Annotated in this window: 17 protein-coding genes and 1 tRNA gene; 7 read left to right on the top strand and 11 right to left on the bottom strand. The window is 35.5% G+C overall.

Annotation, left to right across the window (positions count from 1 at the left end):
- Position 1: 1 nt before the first annotated feature.
- Both frr and pyrH read right to left on the bottom strand, forming a co-directional pair.
- On the bottom strand, positions 2-565 hold the full coding sequence (gene frr, locus LPC21_RS01780) for a ribosome recycling factor (protein WP_229317792.1): 564 nt from the start codon (positions 563-565) through the stop codon (positions 2-4).
- Positions 566-640: 75 nt separating this feature from the next.
- Positions 641-1,348, bottom strand: coding sequence for a UMP kinase (gene pyrH, locus LPC21_RS01775; protein WP_229317790.1), 708 nt, complete (start codon positions 1,346-1,348; stop codon positions 641-643).
- Positions 1,349-1,505: 157 nt separating this feature from the next.
- Between pyrH and LPC21_RS01770 the strand changes: the two genes are divergently transcribed.
- On the top strand, positions 1,506-2,111 hold the full coding sequence (locus LPC21_RS01770) for a thioredoxin family protein (protein WP_229317788.1): 606 nt from the start codon (positions 1,506-1,508) through the stop codon (positions 2,109-2,111).
- Here the strand turns inward: LPC21_RS01770 and truB are convergent.
- The 4 genes from truB to LPC21_RS01750 are packed head-to-tail and all read right to left on the bottom strand — an operon-like array spanning position 2,083 to position 4,761.
- Entirely contained in the window at positions 2,083-2,757 is a 675-nt protein-coding gene (gene truB / locus LPC21_RS01765) for a tRNA pseudouridine(55) synthase TruB (RefSeq protein ID WP_229318518.1), read from the bottom strand. The genes LPC21_RS01770 and truB overlap by 29 nt on opposite strands.
- A 40-nt stretch (positions 2,758-2,797) precedes the next feature.
- On the bottom strand, positions 2,798-3,607 hold the full coding sequence (locus LPC21_RS01760) for an undecaprenyl-diphosphate phosphatase (protein WP_229317786.1): 810 nt from the start codon (positions 3,605-3,607) through the stop codon (positions 2,798-2,800).
- Positions 3,608-3,853 (bottom strand): DUF3098 domain-containing protein, encoded by a 246-nt coding sequence (locus LPC21_RS01755; protein ID WP_229317785.1) that lies wholly within the window; start codon positions 3,851-3,853, stop codon positions 3,608-3,610.
- A gap of 32 nt (positions 3,854-3,885) precedes the next feature.
- A complete protein-coding gene (locus LPC21_RS01750) occupies positions 3,886-4,761 on the bottom strand; it encodes a cell division protein FtsX (RefSeq protein ID WP_229317783.1) in 876 nt (291 codons plus the stop codon).
- Between the two features lie 196 nt (positions 4,762-4,957).
- Between LPC21_RS01750 and leuS the strand changes: the two genes are divergently transcribed.
- Positions 4,958-7,825, top strand: coding sequence for a leucine--tRNA ligase (leuS, locus tag LPC21_RS01745; RefSeq protein ID WP_229317781.1), 2,868 nt, complete (start codon positions 4,958-4,960; stop codon positions 7,823-7,825).
- 95 nt (positions 7,826-7,920) lie between these two features.
- Here leuS and LPC21_RS01740 read toward each other — a convergent pair whose 3' ends face one another.
- The 3 genes from LPC21_RS01740 to LPC21_RS01730 all read right to left on the bottom strand — a co-directional run bounded on the left by LPC21_RS01740 (position 7,921) and on the right by LPC21_RS01730 (position 9,974).
- The gene (locus LPC21_RS01740) at positions 7,921-8,391 is read right to left on the bottom strand and encodes an Lrp/AsnC family transcriptional regulator (protein WP_229317780.1); all 471 of its coding nucleotides are present in this window, start codon (positions 8,389-8,391) and stop codon (positions 7,921-7,923) included.
- Between the two features lie 148 nt (positions 8,392-8,539).
- Complete coding sequence (locus tag LPC21_RS01735; RefSeq protein WP_229317778.1) at positions 8,540-9,289, bottom strand: uroporphyrinogen-III synthase; 750 nt, start codon at positions 9,287-9,289, stop codon at positions 8,540-8,542.
- Between the two features lie 13 nt (positions 9,290-9,302).
- Positions 9,303-9,974: a DUF4271 domain-containing protein gene (locus tag LPC21_RS01730; protein ID WP_229317776.1), complete on the bottom strand. Its 672-nt coding sequence runs from the start codon at positions 9,972-9,974 to the stop codon at positions 9,303-9,305.
- A gap of 106 nt (positions 9,975-10,080) precedes the next feature.
- Here LPC21_RS01730 and LPC21_RS01725 point away from each other — a divergent pair, with 106 nt between their 5' ends.
- The 3 genes from LPC21_RS01725 to LPC21_RS01715 are packed head-to-tail and all read left to right on the top strand — an operon-like array spanning position 10,081 to position 12,608.
- Positions 10,081-10,806, top strand: coding sequence for a polyprenol monophosphomannose synthase (locus LPC21_RS01725; protein WP_229317774.1), 726 nt, complete (start codon positions 10,081-10,083; stop codon positions 10,804-10,806).
- 12 nt (positions 10,807-10,818) lie between these two features.
- Positions 10,819-12,159, top strand: coding sequence for a dihydroorotase (locus LPC21_RS01720; protein ID WP_229317773.1), 1,341 nt, complete (start codon positions 10,819-10,821; stop codon positions 12,157-12,159).
- Between the two features lie 5 nt (positions 12,160-12,164).
- Positions 12,165-12,608, top strand: a complete 444-nt coding sequence (locus LPC21_RS01715) for a DUF4296 domain-containing protein (protein WP_229317770.1) — start codon at positions 12,165-12,167, stop codon at positions 12,606-12,608.
- A gap of 52 nt (positions 12,609-12,660) precedes the next feature.
- Here LPC21_RS01715 and LPC21_RS01710 read toward each other — a convergent pair whose 3' ends face one another.
- Complete coding sequence (locus LPC21_RS01710; protein ID WP_229317769.1) at positions 12,661-15,942, bottom strand: glycosyltransferase family 117 protein; 3,282 nt, start codon at positions 15,940-15,942, stop codon at positions 12,661-12,663.
- 226 nt (positions 15,943-16,168) lie between these two features.
- On the opposite strand from LPC21_RS01710, the gene LPC21_RS01705 reads away from it, so the two are divergent.
- A tRNA-Gln gene (locus tag LPC21_RS01705) sits at positions 16,169-16,239 on the top strand.
- 52 nt (positions 16,240-16,291) lie between these two features.
- Here LPC21_RS01705 and LPC21_RS01700 read toward each other — a convergent pair.
- Complete coding sequence (locus LPC21_RS01700; protein ID WP_229317768.1) at positions 16,292-17,281, bottom strand: NAD-dependent epimerase/dehydratase family protein; 990 nt, start codon at positions 17,279-17,281, stop codon at positions 16,292-16,294.
- Positions 17,282-17,409: 128 nt separating this feature from the next.
- On the opposite strand from LPC21_RS01700, the gene tyrS reads away from it, so the two are divergent.
- On the top strand, positions 17,410-18,705 hold the full coding sequence (gene tyrS / locus LPC21_RS01695) for a tyrosine--tRNA ligase (RefSeq protein ID WP_229317767.1): 1,296 nt from the start codon (positions 17,410-17,412) through the stop codon (positions 18,703-18,705).
- Positions 18,706-18,736 lie beyond the last annotated feature (31 nt).

Below are 18,736 nucleotides of genomic sequence, written 5' to 3'. Positions count from 1 at the left end.
TTTACACTTTCATAATTTCTACTTCTTTTTCTGCAAGAAGTTCGTCGATTTTTTTGATGTAAGCATTAGTTAAGTTCTGAACCTCGTCTTCAGCGCTTTTACAAATGTCTTCAGAAGTTCCGTCTTTTTCTAATTTTTTGATATCGGTATTGGCATCTTTACGTGCATTTCTAACTCCAATCTTAGCATCTTCTGCTTCTGCTTTGGCTTGTTTTGCTAATTCGCGACGTCTTTCTTCAGTTAAAGGCGGTACGCTAATAATTACTACATCCCCGTTGTTCATTGGATTAAAGCCTAAATTAGCAATCATGATTGCTTTTTCAATAGCTTGTAACATGTTTTTTTCGAAAGGCTGTAACGTAATCGTTCTTGCGTCAGGAATACTGATTTTAGATACTTGCGATAGCGGTGTAGCCGAACCATAATAGTCTACAAATACACTTCCTAACATGGCTGGAGAAGCCTTTCCAGCACGGATATTCACAAAAGCTTTTCCTAAATGCTCTATAGAACCTTCCATAGATTCTTTGGTACTATCTAATATAAATTCAATTTCTTCAGTCATTTTTCAGATTATTTAGATTTTCAGATTTTTAGAACCTTTTGGACTAATTATCGAATAAGTTAATTCTGTTTTGTTTTAAATAGTAACCACAGTTCCTATGTTTTGGCCTTCGCAAATTTTGACTAGGTTGCCTTCTTTGTTCATATCAAAAACTACAATTGGTAATTCATTTTCCTGACTCAAAGTAAAAGCTGTAGTATCCATTACATTCAATCCTTTGCTCAACACATCTTCAAAAGAGATGTAATCAAATTTAACAGCACTCGCATTTTTCTCTGGATCGCAATCATACACTCCATCCACACGAGTTCCTTTTAAAATCACATCGGCATTGACTTCAATTCCACGTAATACTGCGGCAGTATCTGTTGTAAAATAAGGATTTCCAGTTCCCGCTCCAAAGATTACAATTCTTCCTTTTTCCAAGTGACGAACCGCTCTTCTTTTGATATACGGCTCTGCAATAGATTCCATTTTTAAAGCAGTTTGCAAACGCGTTTTCATTCCTTTGTCTTCCAAAGCGCCTTGCAAAGCCATTCCGTTAATTACGGTTGCTAACATTCCCATATAATCGCCTTGAACGCGATCCATTCCTGAACTCACTCCAGCAACGCCTCTAAAGATATTTCCACCTCCAATTACAATGGCAATTTCCACCCCTTTATCATGAATTTGTTTGATTTCGTCAGCATATTCTGCTAATCTTTTCGGGTCAATTCCGTAATTTAAATCGCCCATTAAAGCTTCGCCACTTAATTTCAGAAGAATTCTATTGTATTTCATGAGTTCGTTGAGTTATTTGCTGCAAATATAGTTATATTCTGATTTTTTGAAATAGTGTTTTAAAAATTATTTGAAAGGATGTGGTAGATGTTGGTAATAAATGTCACTTTCTCACTAACTTTATAAAGTTACCTTCGGTGGTATAAAAAATTGAATTATGAAAACCTTTATTGCTCAGGCTTTGTTTCAAAGTCATTCGTATTTAGAATACAGAAAATTAATGGCTGATTTGTTGAAAGAGGGTAAATCGACTGCTGTAGAACAAACCCAAGAACGAACACATTACAGCGAGTTGAATGAATCTAGAATGCGACGATTGGATAAAACGATGCACATTACTGATGAGAATAGCGCTAAGTTAAAGTCATTAACTAAAAGGTATATTTGGCTTGTACTTACCGAAAGTTGGTGTGGAGATGCCGCACAAATTTTGCCAATTCTCCATAAAATGGAAATAGAATCTAATGGCGAGATCGAAATGAAATTGGTATTGCGTGATGAAAATGAAACGCTAATGAATCATTTTCTAACCAATAAAAGCAAAGCCATTCCAAAACTAATAGTCATTGACAAAGAAACGGGATCAGTAGTAGGAGATTGGGGTCCAAGACCTCAAGGCGCGATTAAACTGATTGAAGATTATAAGGATGAATTTGGAAGAATTGACGAAACGGCTAAAGCTAATTTGCAATTATGGTATTTACACGATAAAGGGATGGGTACGCAGAATGAAATTATTCAGCTGCTTCAGAATTTAGAATAACTTTTTCAAACTCTTCTGGAGTTAAAGCATTTTCTACCTTGTAATCGCCAATTTTTGTTCGGCGCAATGCCGTTAAATGCGAACCGGATTGCATGGCTTTTCCAAAGTCATAGGCTAGCGATCGAATATAGGTTCCTTTGCTACACACGACTCTGAAGTCAATTTCTGGCAAAGCAATTCGCGTAATTTCAAACTCGTAAATAGTTGTTTTTCGAGAAGTAATTTCGACTTCAACACCAGCTCGAGCATGTTCGTACAAACGAACGCCATCTTTTTTTATAGCCGAAAAAACCGGTGGTTTTTGATCAATTTCACCTAAAAATTGTACCACAGTTTGATGAATTAATACGTCATCAATATGAGTGATTGGATACGTTTGGTCAATTTCGGTTTCTAGATCATAGGAAGGAGTTGTGGCTCCAATGAAAAAGGTACCGGTATATTCTTTTGGCTGTGCCTGAATCTCTGTAATTTTTTTGGTGAATTTCCCGGTACAAATAATTAATAATCCAGAAGCCAATGGGTCTAAAGTTCCGGCATGACCAATTTTAAATTTTTTAGGCAAATCAAAACGGCGCTTGATACTATATTTTAACTTGTTCACCGCTTGAAACGAAGACCATGTCAGGGGTTTGTCAATAAGCATGACTTGACCGTTTAATACCTCTTCAGCTGTTTTCAAAGGATTATTTTAAAAATGAAAAATACAGTAATAGGAATGTTCCAACAACAATTCGATACCAACCCCATGGTTTAAAACCATATTGTTTGATAATTTCAATAAAGAATTTGATAGCCAAAATGGCCACAACAAAAGCCACCACATTACCCAAAAGGAACAATTGAATGTGTTCGTCTGATTTTAAAATTAATTCGTAGCCTTTCATTTGAGAAGCTTCGTATGTTTTTAAAAAAACCGAATAACAAGTGACTGCAAGCATAGTAGGAACTGCTAAAAAGAACGAGAATTCGGCAGCAGCATGACGACTTAAACCTTGTTGCATTCCGCCAATTATAGAAGCCGCTGAACGACTAGTTCCGGGCATCATGGCCAAACATTGCCAAAAACCAATGGTTACCGCCTTTTTTATTGTGATGTCTTCTTCTTTAAGAATCGTTGGTTTCTGAAATTTGGAATCGATAAAAAGTAATACAATTCCACCTACAATCAGCACAATAGCTATTGGAATAGGATTTCCTAAAACTGCTTCAATAGCATCATCGAATAATTTACCTAAAATTAGAGCTGGAATTACCGCACAAGCTAATTTGATAAAAAAACTAAATTTAGAAAAATCAAAGAATTTTTTCCAATACAACGCCACTACGGCCAAAATAGCTCCAAATTGAATAGACACCTGAAATAGCTTTACAAAATCGTCTTCTTGAATTCCAAAATAGGAACTCATAAATACCATATGCGCTGTAGATGAAACAGGAAGGTATTCGGTTAAACCTTCAATAATTGCAATTAAAATAGCTTGAAACGAATTCATTTACGCTTTTTTTGGATTTTTCAAAATAGCATAAATAGTAATTCCAAAACCTATTAAAACGGTAGTTGGCGCTAAACGAATGCGTCTAAAACTAAAAACATCTTCATTAAAAACGTTTGGATCATCGCTTCCACCACCTGACATAAGAATAAAACCCAAAGCAATTACAGCAATACCGATGAGTAAAATTTTGTAATTGACTTTGTCAAAAAGAAATTCTTGTGGGTTTTCGTTTTTATTTTTCATATAAAATTGTGAGGGATGAAGGTTTCTCTAAATTAATACAAATCGTCTGTACGTAGATTCAAGAAACGTTGTGTTGCAAAATAAGTACTCAACCATGTAATCAATACTCCAAGGGCAAACACTGAGATCAGCACTAAGGCAATCAGCAGTTGATCATCAAGAAGTCCTAGGTCTGGGAAATTGCTTTCCAAATAGATCAACACGCCAATTAAAGCTAGAATTGCTAATCCGGCACCGATCATTCCAAGACGCACACTTCGTAACACAAATGGCTTTCTAATAAACGCTTTGGTAGCACCTACCATTTGCATGGTTTTGATGATAAAACGATTGGAATGAATAGACAAACGCAACGAACTATTGATAAGTAGTACAGCAATAATGGTAAAAAATCCGCTGATGATTAAAATCCACATGCTGACTTTTTTAATATTGTCATTCACTAAATTCACTAATTGTTTGTCGTAAACGATATCAGAAATCATCGGATTTTTGCGCAATTGACTTTCTACTTTTGCAATGCTATCTCTGTACACATAATCAGCTTTCAAGTGAATATCGAAAGAATTTTGTAATGGATTTTCGCCTAAAAATGTCACAAAATCTTCTCCGATAATATCGGTATGTTGTTTCGCCGCGGCATCTTTTGAAACGTATTCGAAAGTTTTGGCAAAAGGCGCTTTTTTTAATTCGGCATCAAAGGATTTGATAATGGTATCGTTTGCCTCGTTTTTGAAAAATACAGTCATGGCAATATTTTCTCTAAAATCGTCGGCTAATTTTTTAGAATTGATTATAAAAAGCCCCAACATTCCTAATAAAAACAGCACTAAGAATACACTTAATACAACTGAAAAATAGGAGGAAATTAAACGGCGTTTTTGAAATTTATCGTAAGAAGAACTCATAGTTTGTGAAAATTATGGGGTAAAAATAATAAAGAATTTCTTTATTTAAAGTTAATATCGTTCAAAGTTTTAACTTTCGTACAATAAACGTAAATTTGGCAGCTGAAATTGAAAAAGTTGATACAGCTTTTTACAATTTTATTTTACAAAACAACTCATTTTTAGCCAGAATATTGGCTGAGACAAATACGATACAATGAAATACAATCCGAACGAAATTGAAGCGAAATGGCAAAAGTATTGGGCAGAAAATCACACTTTTGCAGCGCAAAATAATGCTGATAAACCCAAACATTATGTGTTAGATATGTTTCCTTATCCATCAGGAGCGGGCTTACATGTTGGGCATCCGTTGGGGTACATTGCTTCGGATGTGTACTCAAGATACAAAAGGCACCAAGGATTTAATGTTTTGCATCCAATGGGCTATGATAGTTTTGGATTACCGGCAGAGCAATACGCCATTCAAACGGGGCAACGTCCAGAAGACACAACTTCGGTCAATATTGATGGCGGGGTGGATAAAGAAGGAAACCAAATTGCAGGGTACAGAAAGCAGTTGGATAAAATTGGATTTTCATTTGATTGGAGCCGCGAAGTACGTACTTCCAACCCCGATTATTACAAACATACGCAATGGATTTTTATCCAACTATTTAATTCTTGGTACAATAAAAATTCAGACAAAGCAGAAGATATTGCCACTTTAATTGCCTTGTTCGAAAAAGAAGGGAATATTGCTGTCAATGCCGTTTGCGATGATAACATCGGCACTTTTACGGCTTCAGAATGGAATGCTTTTTCATCAGAAGAACAACAAAAAATACTATTGCACTACCGTTTAACCTACTTGGCAGAAACCGAAGTCAACTGGTGTCCAGGATTGGGAACTGTTTTGGCTAATGACGAAATTGTAAATGGAGTTTCTGAGCGTGGTGGTTTTCCAGTAATTCGTAAAAAAATGACGCAATGGAGCATGCGAATTTCGGCTTACGCGGAACGTTTGTTGCAAGGTTTGGACACTATTGATTGGACCGAAAGTATTAAAGAAAGTCAGCGCAATTGGATTGGAAAATCAGTTGGGGCCATGGTTTCATTTAAGGTCGTTGGGAGCGAAACGAAACAATCTATTGAAGTATTCACCACTCGTCCTGATACTATTTTTGGAGTAACGTTTATGACTTTGGCTCCAGAACACGAATTAGTTGCACAAATTACAACTGCCGATCAAAAACAAGCGGTTGCAGATTATATAGAAAAAACATCCAAACGCTCTGAACGCGAGCGTATGGCAGATGTTAAAACCATTTCAGGTGTTTTTACAGGAGCCTATGCGGAACATCCTTTTACCAAAGAACCAATTCCGGTTTGGATAGGCGATTATGTGTTGGCAGGATACGGAACCGGTGCGGTGATGGCAGTGCCTTGTGGAGACGAAAGAGATTATGCGTTTGCCAATTTCTTTAAAGGTCAAAATGGAATGCCAGCTATTAAAAATATTTTCAACAAAGACATTTCCGAAGCAGCTTATGGAGATAAAGGCGGATTTGAATTAATTGATTCGGACTTTTTAAATGGCTTGGGGTACAAAGAAGGAACAAAAAAAGTCATTGAAGCTTTAGAAAAAATAGGACAAGGAAAAGGAAAAACGAATTACCGTTTGCGTGATGCTGTTTTCTCTCGTCAGCGTTATTGGGGAGAACCATTTCCAGTCTATTATGTGAATGGATTGCCTCAGATGATTGCCGCCCAACATTTGCCTATCATTTTACCAGAAGTAGAAAAATATTTACCTACCGAAGATGGTTTACCGCCTTTAGGGAATGCGACTACTTGGGCTTGGGACAGTGTTCAGTGTTCAGTGGTTAGTAATCAGTTGATTGATCATAAAACAATTTTTCCTTTAGAATTGAACACTATGCCAGGTTGGGCAGGAAGTTCATGGTATTGGATGCGTTATATGGATGCGCAAAATGAAAACGAATTTGCAAGTCAAGAGGCTTTGAAATATTGGGAAAGTGTTGATTTGTATATTGGCGGAAGCGAACACGCTACAGGCCATTTATTGTATTCTCGTTTTTGGAACAAATTTTTAAAAGACAAAGGTTTTGCACCTACCGAAGAGCCTTTCAAAAAACTGATTAATCAAGGAATGATTTTAGGAATGAGTGCGTTTGTGTATCGTTTAGACGGAACCAACACCTATGTTTCTAAAAATCAAGTGAAAGATCAAAATGTACAACCGTTACACGTTGATGTGAATTTGATCAATAGTTCGGACGAATTGGATATTGACGCTTTCAAAAACTGGAGAGAAGAGTATGCTAATGCTCAATTTATAACCGAAGAAAATGGTAAATACATAGTAGGTCGCGAGATCGAAAAAATGTCCAAATCCAAATACAATGTCGTTACGCCCGATTTAATTTGTGCTGAGTACGGTGCCGATACCTTGCGTTTGTACGAAATGTTTTTAGGTCCATTAGAACAAGCCAAACCTTGGAATACAGCCGGTATTTCAGGTGTTTTTGGTTTCTTGAAAAAATTATGTCGTTTGTATTTTGATGACAACGGATTGGTGGTTACCAATAACGAACCTACTAAAGACAATTTAAAATCACTACACAAAACGATTAAAAAAGTAGCTGAAGATATTGAGAGTTTCTCATTCAATACATCGGTTTCACAGTTTATGATTTGTGTCAATGAATTGTCAACACAAAATTGTCATGAAAGAGCGATTCTAGAACCCTTGGCGATTATAATTTCGCCCTATGCTCCCCATATTGCAGAAGAGTTGTGGTCTTTGTTAGGTCACTCCAATTCAATTGCTACTGTGGCCTTTCCAAAATTTGAAGCAGCACATTTGGTAGAAAGCAGTAAAGAATATCCGGTTTCTTTTAACGGAAAAATGCGTTTCACTTTGGCATTGCCTTTGGATTTAACCAAGGAACAAATTGAGGAAATTGTCATGAAAGACGAACGCACCTTGCGTCAATTAGACGGAAGAACACCAAACAAAGTAATAATTGTACCTGGAAAAATTATCAATTTAGTAGGGTAGGTATTTTTTTAATTTTATATGAATCTCTGTTTCGAAGTTTTGGAACAGAGATTTTTTATTTGTCAAATAAGCAAATCAACTCATAAACTAATAACCTACAATTGGATTTGTCGGTCTATTTGTTGGTCTAATGAAATGAAGGTTTCGGTTCTGGAAACACCTTCTATGGCTTGAATTTTTGTATTCAGTAAATGCATCAAATGCTCGTTGTCCAAACAAATGATCTTAATCAAAATAGACCAATTTCCTGTAGTATAATGACATTCCAAAACTTCTGGAATTTTTTTCAAGTCACGCACAGCCTCTGAATTTCGGGCAGCTTTGTCTAAATAAATCCCTACAAAAGCCATGGTGTTGTACCCCAATACTTTGTGATTGACGGTGAACTTAGAACCAGAAATCACGCCAGATTGTTCTAATTTTCGTAAACGTTGGTGAATAGCAGCTCCTGAAATTCCAATTTTATTGGCAATTTGTAGAATGGGTTTTCGAGCATCGTCCATTAAATCGCGCAAAATTTCTTTGTCGATTCCGTCTATTTCTACTTGAAGGGAATTGATTTTCATAATTGAATATTGTAACTAAAATGGAAGTTTTAGTTTTATTTAGAAACCAAAAGTAGAAAAAATAAACGAAATAATTCATTTTGCTACATTTTGGCTAATAAAAAAACCATCCGAAAGGATGGTTTATATAGTGTGTTCTAAAGCAATTTTATTTTCCTTTGTTGGCCTCGGCAACATATTTTTCTAATGCCATTGTCATGGATGGGGTTCCAGGAGTTGGGGCCATGATGTCAATGCGTAATCCGTGATCCAACGCTTCTTTTTGAGTAGTGCTTCCAAAAACAGCAATACGCGTATCGTTTTGTTGGAAATCAGGGAAATTTTTAAATAGTGATTTGATTCCCGTTGGACTAAAGAAAGCCAATACATCATAATACACATCAGCTAAATCAGACAAATCACTCATTACGGTTTTATAAAACGTAGCAGGTGTCCAATCCACTTTCAAACCGTTTAGGGTAACCGGAATGTCTGCGTTCAATTGATCGGAAGCTGGCAACAAGAATTTTTCGTCTTTGTATTTTTTAATCAACGGAGATAAATCTGCAAAATCTTTTGGTCCTACATAGATTTTACGTTTTCTGTACACCACGTATTTTTGAAGATAGAACGCAATAGCTTCAGACTGACAAAAATATTTCAATCCTTCAGGAACTTTATAACGCATTTCTTCAGCCACTCTAAAAAAGTGATCTACGGCATTTTTACTAGTCAAAATAATGGCGCTGTAATTATTCAGGTCAATTTTTTGCAGTCTAATTTCTTTTGCATTAACTCCTTCTACATGAATAAAAGGTCTGAAATCAATTTTTACTTTATGCTTTTGTTGCAGCTCAAAGTAAGGAGAATTCTCCACTTTAGGCTCTGGTTGCGACACCAAAATTGTTTTCACTTTCATACTATAACTTTTACTATGCGACTCCTTTTGTAAACCAATAATACATGAAATAGTAAGGGGCTATTTCAAGAGCGCAAAGATACAAAATAAAATAAAACAACTTGCTGAATATTAAATTTTGATAATTTTTAACAGAAACCACGTAAGTCACTAGGTTTGCAGCTATTACGATTGCGATAATAAGCGTTGGAAACACTGTGTTTATGTTTTCATAATAGAAAAATAACATATTAATTGGAAGTAAGATAAGTCCAATATAAGTTCGATAGGTTACTTTTTGATGATTGAATTGTTCTACGAACTCTTCTATATGAAAGGCGGTTGCTATTATTTTTTCAATTAGCACTTTTGACAAAATAAAAAAAAGTAAAAAGTTTGCAATTTGAATGTATTGCATCCAATCTTCTTTGGCTCCAAAGCCATAAATATGTAAGGAGAGTTGAATGAAAAAGGCAAAAGAAATGACCTGAACAAAAAACAAAGCTATGGTAAAACCATTTTTTATATTACTACTCTCCCGATATACTTTTATGTATTTGTCTGAAAAAAGTAAGTTGGCAAAATCACCGAATCGATTTTCGAAAACTGATTTAGTAACTGCAATGGTTGCAAAACAAATCAAAAACAGGAGGGTTACCCAGTCAGAGTTGTCAGTTAATCGGGGATGAAGTACAAATTCATTCATAGTGTCGCAAAATTACTAATTTTTTATTTCATTGCTTTTTATTATAATTTTATTATGATTCAAATGGCATAAAAAGCTTACTTTTGCACTGAAATTACTCAAAATTATGAATGATTGCCTAGTTATAATTCCTACCTATAACGAAATTGAGAACGTTGAAAGCATTATTAGAACGGTGCTGTCTCAGCACAAGTTTTTTCATGTTCTGATTATCGATGACAATTCGCCAGATCATACTGCTGACAAAGTAATCGCTTTGCAATCAGAGTTTTCGGATCGTTTGTTTTTAGAAAAAAGAGCCAAAAAAGCAGGTTTAGGAACTGCCTATGTTCATGGTTTTAAATGGGCATTAGAAAATAAATACAATTACATATTTGAGATGGATGCAGATTTTTCTCATAATCCAGCTGATTTAGAGAAATTATACAATGCGTGTCATCTTGGCGATGCAGATTTAGCAATTGGTTCTCGTTATGTTACGGGTGTTAATGTGGTGAACTGGCCATTAAGCCGCGTATTGCTCTCTTATTTTGCCTCTGTTTATGTTCGTTTTATAACGGGTATGAAAATTCACGATGCGACCGCTGGCTTTGTATGTTACAAAAGACAAGTGTTAGAAAGCATTCATTTGGACCAGATCAAATTTGTAGGCTATGCCTTTCAAATTGAAATGAAATACCGTACTTTTTGTAAAAATTTCAAAATATCGGAAGTGCCAATTATATTTACAGATCGCACTAAAGGGCAATCAAAAATGAGCAATTCTATTATTGTAGAAGCCGTATTTGGCGTTATTGCACTTCGATTAAAAAGATTAGTCAACACATTATAAGAAAAAGATAGAATGAATAGGGTTTTAATTAAGAATGCCAAAATAGTAAACGAGGGAAGTATTTTTGAAGGGGATGTTTTAATTGAGGACGACTTAATTGTTGAAATCGCCGAAAAGATTAGTGCTAAATCTGCCGACTGTAAAATTGTAGATGCTGAAGGCAACTATTTAATTCCAGGAGCAATTGATGATCAAGTACACTTTAGAGAGCCAGGTTTAACGCACAAAGGAGATATTGAATCTGAATCTAGAGCCGCAGTTGCAGGAGGGATTACTTCTTTTATTGAACAACCCAATACAGTACCTAATGCTGTCACTCAAGAAATTCTTGAGGAAAAATACCAAATAGCATCTCAAAATTCATTTGCGAATTATTCGTTTATGATGGGAGCTACAAATGACAATTTGGATGAAGTGTTAAAAACCAATCCGAAAAATGTAGCCGGAATTAAAATCTTTTTAGGTTCGTCTACCGGAAATATGCTTGTAGATAATGAAGCTGTATTAGAGAGAATATTTTCAAGTACGCCGATGTTGATTGCGGTGCATTGTGAAGATGAAACTACAATTAAAAATAATTTAGCACAATACAAAGAAGAATACGGAGAAGAGGTTCCAGTTACTGCGCATCATTTAATTCGAAGCACCGAGGCCTGTTATCTTTCGTCTTCAAAAGCGATTGCGTTAGCCAAAAAAACGGGAGCAAGACTGCATATTTTTCACTTGTCAACGGCCAAAGAAATGGATTTGTTTACCAATAAAATTCCATTGGAAGACAAAAAAATTACGGCGGAGGTATGTGTACATCATTTGTGGTTTACTAATGAGGATTATGCTACTAAAGGTAATTTTATCAAGTGGAATCCTGCTGTGAAAACGGCTACTGATAAAGAAGCGCTTTGGAAAGCATTGTTAGACGACAGGATTGATGTTATTGCAACTGATCATGCACCGCATACTTTAGAAGAAAAGCAACAATCGTATTTAAATGCACCATCTGGTGGGCCATTAGTTCAACATGCAGTGGTAGCATTGTTCGAAGCTTTTCATCAAGGCAAAATTAGTGTAGAAAAGATTGTAGAAAAAATGTGCCACAATCCGGCCAAGATCTTCAAAATTGAAAAACGCGGTTTTATTAAAGAAGGGTATTATGCCGATTTAGTAATCGTAAATGCGGGCTTGCCTTGGAGCGTTAAAAAAGAAAATATTTTAGCTAAATGTGGTTGGTCTCCTTTTGAAGGATATACTTTTAAATCAAGAATTACCCATACTTTTGTAAATGGACAGTTGGTTTATAATGCTTTTAAGGTTAAAGATATTCGAGCTGGAAAACGATTACTATTCAATAGATAAATAGGATGAAAAAGAGTATTTCATTAATAGCGATTTTAACCCTTTTGGGCTGTAAAGAGGACTTGGTTAAAAAACCAGATACTCTTATTGAAAAATCGAAGATGATGAATATCATGTATGACTTAGCCCTTTTAGAGGCAATCAAATACCAAAGTCCTACGGTTTTAGACTCTAATCAAATTCGCCCCAAACAATTTATTTACAAAAAATATAAAATTGATAGTCTACAATTAGCGCAAAATAATGTCTATTACGCTGCGGATTATAAAAACTATAAAATTATGTTTGAAGCAGTAGTAAAGCGAGTTACAAACGAAAAGAAACGAGTTAATGCTCTTATTAAATTGGAACAAAAAAAGAATAAAATCCAAATAGCGAAACTTAAAAAAATTAAGGAACTTGCTAAAAAAACGAAAGATTCAATAGCAGGGCATAAACTAAAAAAATAAAAAATGCAGTACGATGAGTACTGCATTTTTTATTTCGTTTCGGTTTATTTTCTTATTCCTTTTCTCTGCCAAAGCGTTCAAAAATACTGATGTAATTGTTGAATGTCTTTTTCGATTTTTCGTAAAAAGAAGTATCTCCACTTTCCTTCATGATTTCTAATAAACCGCGGTAACGTTCAATATCAGTTACAATTTCAATGGCAATATCGACTTGTTCAGACGAAGACAGATGACTGTAGTAATTTAAATTTTCAGTGTATTTCCCAATCAATTGCGTTAATAGCTGTTGTGCTTTAGCCTTTTCGCCCACATCATAATATCCTTTTGCAAAAGGATCTACCAAGGAGTAGTATTCAAATTGATCTACAGGCATTTTAGTCATTGCTAAATCAATTACTTTTTTAGCCTTGTCCATTTTACCCTCTGCAATAAGTTTACTCATCAAACGAGATAAATTCATGCGGTAGGTGATACTGTTTCTTCGTGTTTCAGGATCGTGATAGATAGAAAGACTTTCACTATTGCCCCAATCCCATTGCATTACTTTGTCAAACATAATATCAGTATCGATTTGACCCATATCGATTTGGCTAGCCCCTTTTGGAAGTTGCGTTCTAACAGGTACTAATTTGTAAACCATTCCTTCTAATTGAAGGAATTCTTTCATCCAAAGATAATCTTCGTTGTCAAAAGCACCTCCACTAAAATAGATCGGACGTTTCCAATTATTATTGGTTACAATGTCTAACATCATTAATCTGTTTTTATAAATAGCACTTCCTTTAATATCAATTTCTATAGCCGAAACGATAGAATCATTGTATCGAGGACTAACCACTTTGTTTTTGATAATGGTGTTTTTGTCAATAGGGATTCTAATTTTATTCGTTGGATAAAAATGGATGATTTGTCCATTTTGCATTTCCACAGTTGATTTAGGATTTTTAATAAAAGCTATAAAATCTTTTACATCCCAACGGGTTTCTATTTTTGGAATATGAGCCACATAATCTAATTTGTCTCCTACGTATTCATTATGCTTAAACGAAATAGGAAGCGCCTCTGATTCGTAACTTTTCATTTTCATTTGGTCAATGTACCAATCCGTCATAAACAAACTGGTATTGACAATTTTCACATCGGTTCTGAAATTCTCAATTTCTTGCGCATACCACAATGGGAAAGTATCATTATCCCCAATGGTAAATAAGATCGCGTTTTTGTCACACGAACTCAAATACGCTTTTGCCATTGCCACCGCAGTATATTTATCAGAACGATCATGGTCATCCCAATTTTGGAATCCCATAAGCACAGGAGCAGCTAATAAACTTCCGGCAATTAAAACAGGTCCCGCAATTTTTGGAGCCAAATGTTTTTTGGCACTTTCGTATAATGAATACACCCCAAAGCCAATCCAAATCGCAAAAACATAAAACGATCCTACTAAGGCATAATCGCGTTCACGTGGTTCAAAAGGTCGTTCGTTCAAGTAAATTTTCAAGGCAATTCCCGTAAATAAGAATAAGGAAAGCAACACGTAAAAACTTTTACGGTCTTTACTGGCATGGTACATTAATCCAATCAAACCTAAGATAAATGGCAAGAAGAAATAAGTGTTACGCCCTTTGTTTTTCAAAACATCGGTTGGTAAATTGTCTTGAGAACCTAAGTGTAAGCTATCCATAAACGGAATCCCACTAATCCAGTTTCCATTCAAATTGTCGTATCTACCTTGAATGTCGTTTTGACGACCTACAAAATTCCACATTAAATACCTCCAGTACATATACCCAAATTGGTATTCAAACATGAATTGGAAATTATCTAAAGTAGTTGGTTTTTCCACAATTAAATAATCGCCGTAGTTTTTCAAAAAAGCCACATAGCCTTCGTTGTCAATTTCTTTTTGAGCATAGGCTTGTCTGAATTCGAGTACTACTTTTTCAATTTCGCCTTTAAGTTGAGCAATCGCTTTGTTATAATCTTCTTCGCTTAATTGACTTGCTTCGATACCGTATTTCGCCAAATCCTCTTCAAAAGGATAATCGTAATTGATTTTAAACTCGGGCGGATTAGTGAAGTTGATGTAATTTTCTACATGATCGGCACTCCATAATCTTGGCAAGATCGTTTTGTGGTTGTCATCACTGTTTTGCTCTGCATTTTTGAAATTATTGGTAATCTCGTATTTGCCAGTGGTGTAATTTCTTTCGTAATTAGGCGCTTTGTCTAAATACGGTTTGTCTTTATCTAAACCTGCAAAGGCTTCTGTAAATTGTGGCCCATAAAAAAGCGGGTTCACGCCATATTGTTCTCTGTTGTAATAAGCCAGAACTTCGGCAGCATCCGACGGTTTATTTTCGTTAATAACCGTATTGGCATTGGCACGAATAGGCAACATCATCCAAGTGGAAAATCCTATTAAAATAAACAGGGTGCAAAGGATAATAGTGTTGTAAAATACCAATCCTTTTTGTTTGGTGTAACGCAATCCAAAATAGAAGAAAGCTACTAGCAAAAGACTTACAAACAAGGTTCCGGAGTTGAAAGGTAATCCCATTTCATTCACCATGAAAATTTCGGTTTTACCAAAGAAAGCCATGGTTAAAGGCAATAACATCTTGAAGATAAACAACAAAATAGAAACCACAACTACATTCGCAATGATGAAATTTTTAACGGTAACCGTTTTATAATTTTTGAAAAAATATAAAAATCCAATCGCAGGAATGGTCAATAAAGCCATAAAATGCACTCCGAATGAAAGCCCAATGACCAATGAAATAATTAGCAGCCATTTATCCCCTCTTGGGGTATTCATTTCTTGTTCCCAACGCAAGCCTAACCAAAGTAATAGTGCGATTAGTAACGAAGCCATCGCATATACCTCGGCCTCAACGGCATTGTACCAAAAACTATCTGAAAAAGTAAACGCTAATGCGCCAACAAATGAACTTCCTAGAATAACGATCGAATTATCTGTATTGATTTCATTATACGAACCGATGATTTTCTTCAAAATCAGGTTAGACGACCAAAATAAAAATAAAATGGTAAAGGCACTAGATACTACTGATGTCATATTGACCATCAAAGCGATGTGCTCATTATCGATCGCAAACATGGCGAAAAATGCTCCAATCATTTGGAACAAAGGCGCTCCAGGAGGGTGGCCTACTTCTAGTTTGGCAGCTGTAGCAATGTATTCGCCACAATCCCAAAAACTCATCGTTGGTTCAACAGTTAGGGTGTAGGTTACTAACGCTATTGCAAATGCAAACCAACCTAAAATAGTGTTCCATTTATTAAAATTGAAATCGGCCTTATTCATGATTAAAATCGGGTATTTATTTTATGTTGCAAAGAAAATGTTTTTTTGTGTAATGAGACGAGCATTAACAAAAAATTCTATCATACAAAAAAGGGAAGTAATGATTTGGTTATTAGTTGGTTTCTGAATGCCTTATGATGATCCCAAAAGTTTTTTGATAAAAACAATCCAAAAGTTTGCGAAAAATAAAATTTGTATTAAATTTGCACTCGCTTAACAGCACTGCTGGTCTATGGTGTAATGGTAACACAACTGTTTTTGGTGCAGTCTTTCTAGGTTCGAGTCCTAGTAGACCAACATAAAGCCTCTCAAGAAATTGAGAGGCTTTTTTTTATGTGTTACATTCAAATTATAGGGTAGCAATAAATTGGATATATTCTTTGACTGATTTAAATTCGAGAGTGATCGTCGATAGTATTTTTGCGTTAGTATATTCAGTTTTTGAATACGAAGCTTTAGCACTAGCGCGAGATAATTTTCTTTTTTGGAAGAAAAAAGTAGATATAAACCAATCCAGTTTCCAAAACACATTCACTAAAAAGGGGCTAGCATGCCATTTAGGACGTCTAACGTTCAAGCTATCAGCGATACAATTCAGTATCTCTTGAAACGAATAGTTGCTCTCAATTAAAGTAAATCGTTCGTTTTGGATCTCACTTTTCATTAATTGGATACTCGTTTCGACTACATCGGTAACCGCGATAAATCCGGTAGTTCCCAGCGTGTAAAAAGACAATCCTTTGGCAACAGCCGAAAATAAAGCGCCACTTCCTTGTTCTGGGAAACCAGGTCCTAGAATAACTCCAGGATTTACTATGAGTACGTTTAACCCTTCTTGTTGGCCTCGCCATACTTCCATTTCGGCGCCATATTTTGAAATGGCATAATCGCTATGCGGTTTTTCGGGATTCCATTCAGTGGTTTCAGAAATTGTAGTTTCGGTTGCATTTAGATCTCCCAAAGCGGCGATCGAACTCACAAATAGCATTTTTTTGATCTTGTAAGCCAAGCAAAAATTAACAATGTTGGCGGTGCCTTCAATGTTAGTTTTGCGAATGGTTTCTTCGTCTTTTGGATCAAAAGAAATTAAAGCCGCACAGTGGTATACGAATTCAATATTTTGAAAGGCATTTTCCAAAGACGGGATGTCAAGTATATCCGCTTCCATCCATTCTATTTTTTCGAATAAATGAAACTTGTTGTAAAGCGAAAATAAATTTTTGGTTTTTTCTATGGACGTAGTAGATCGATACATTGCACGTACATTTTCTCCTTGCTCCACCAAATAAAGCAAAAGATGCGCACCCACTAAACCGGTTCCTCCTGTAACTAAAATCATGCGGTAAAGATAATTTATTTACTGCTGATTCTCAGATTTTCCAATTGATTTTGAATTTTGAGACTGAAATTGATTTTTGCAATTGTGATTGCTAATGAAATGGCTATCTTTGCGCAAATTGTTTAAAAATGAAAAATTTAGTAGAAGAATTACAATGGCGTGGTCTGGTTCATGATATCATGCCTGGAACCGAAGAACAACTTTTGAAAGAAATGACAACGACTTATATCGGATTTGATCCGACTTCAGATTCGTTGCATATTGGAAGTTTGGTGCCCATCTTATTGTTAGTTCATTTGAAAAATTTTGGACATAAACCTATTGCTTTAGTGGGTGGTGCAACCGGAATGATTGGAGATCCATCTGGAAAATCGGATGAGCGAAATTTGTTAGACGAAGCGACTTTGGCTCACAATGTGGAAGGCATCAAAGCAGTACTTTCTCGTTTCTTGGATTTTAATTCGAAAGAAGTAAATGCCGCTGTTTTAGTGAACAATTACGATTGGATGAAGGATTTGTCGTTCATCAACTTTGCACGCGATGTGGGTAAACGAATTACCGTTAACTACATGATGGCAAAAGATTCAGTTAAAAAACGTTTGTCTGGCGAAGGCGAAGGAATGTCGTTTACCGAGTTTACCTACCAATTAATTCAAGGTTACGATTTTTACCATTTGCATAAAGAATACAACTGTTTGTTGCAAATGGGAGGTTCTGACCAATGGGGAAATATCACAACTGGAACAGAGCTAGTGCGCCGAATGAATGCTGAAGGTGCCAAAGCGTATGCGATGACCTGTCCTTTGATTACCAAAGCAGACGGATCAAAATTCGGAAAATCGGAAGGTGGAAATGTATGGCTAACAGCTGACAAAACTTCGGTTTATAAATTCTACCAATTTTGGTTGAATACGACAGATGTTGATGCAGAGAAATACATTAAAATTTTTACTTTCCTAGATAAAGCTACTATTGAAGCTTTAATTACAGAACATCAAGTAGCGCCGCATTTGAGAGTCTTACAACGAAAATTAGCTGAAGAAGTTACTACTTTGGTGCATTCAAAAGAAGAGTTGGAAAAAGCGATTAAAGCGTCGAATATTCTTTTTGGAAATGCTTCAGCTGACGATTTGAAACAATTGGACGAAGCCACTTTCTTAGAAGTTTTTGATGGTGTGCCTCAAGCTGAAATTGCTAAAAGTGAAATCGAAAACGGACTGGATATTGTGACGGTTTTAAATGAGAAAACCGGTTTCTTTAAATCCAATGGAGAGGCGAGAAGAGCCTTGACGGCCAATTCTATTTCGGTTAACAAAGAAAAAATAACAGAGGAATACCAGCTTTCAACTAACGATTTAATCAATAATCAATTCGTTTTATTACAAAGCGGAAAGAAAAATTATTTTGTAGTTCGAGTAAAGTAATTCAAATATAAAAGGAATAAAAAAATCCTAA

Origin of the sequence: Flavobacterium ammoniigenes, assembly GCF_020886055.1 — a bacterium.
Taxonomy (GTDB): Bacteria; Bacteroidota; Bacteroidia; order Flavobacteriales; family Flavobacteriaceae; genus Flavobacterium; species Flavobacterium ammoniigenes.
Note: the sequence above shows the minus strand (reverse complement) of the source record. Positions and strands in the feature narration are given on the sequence as shown.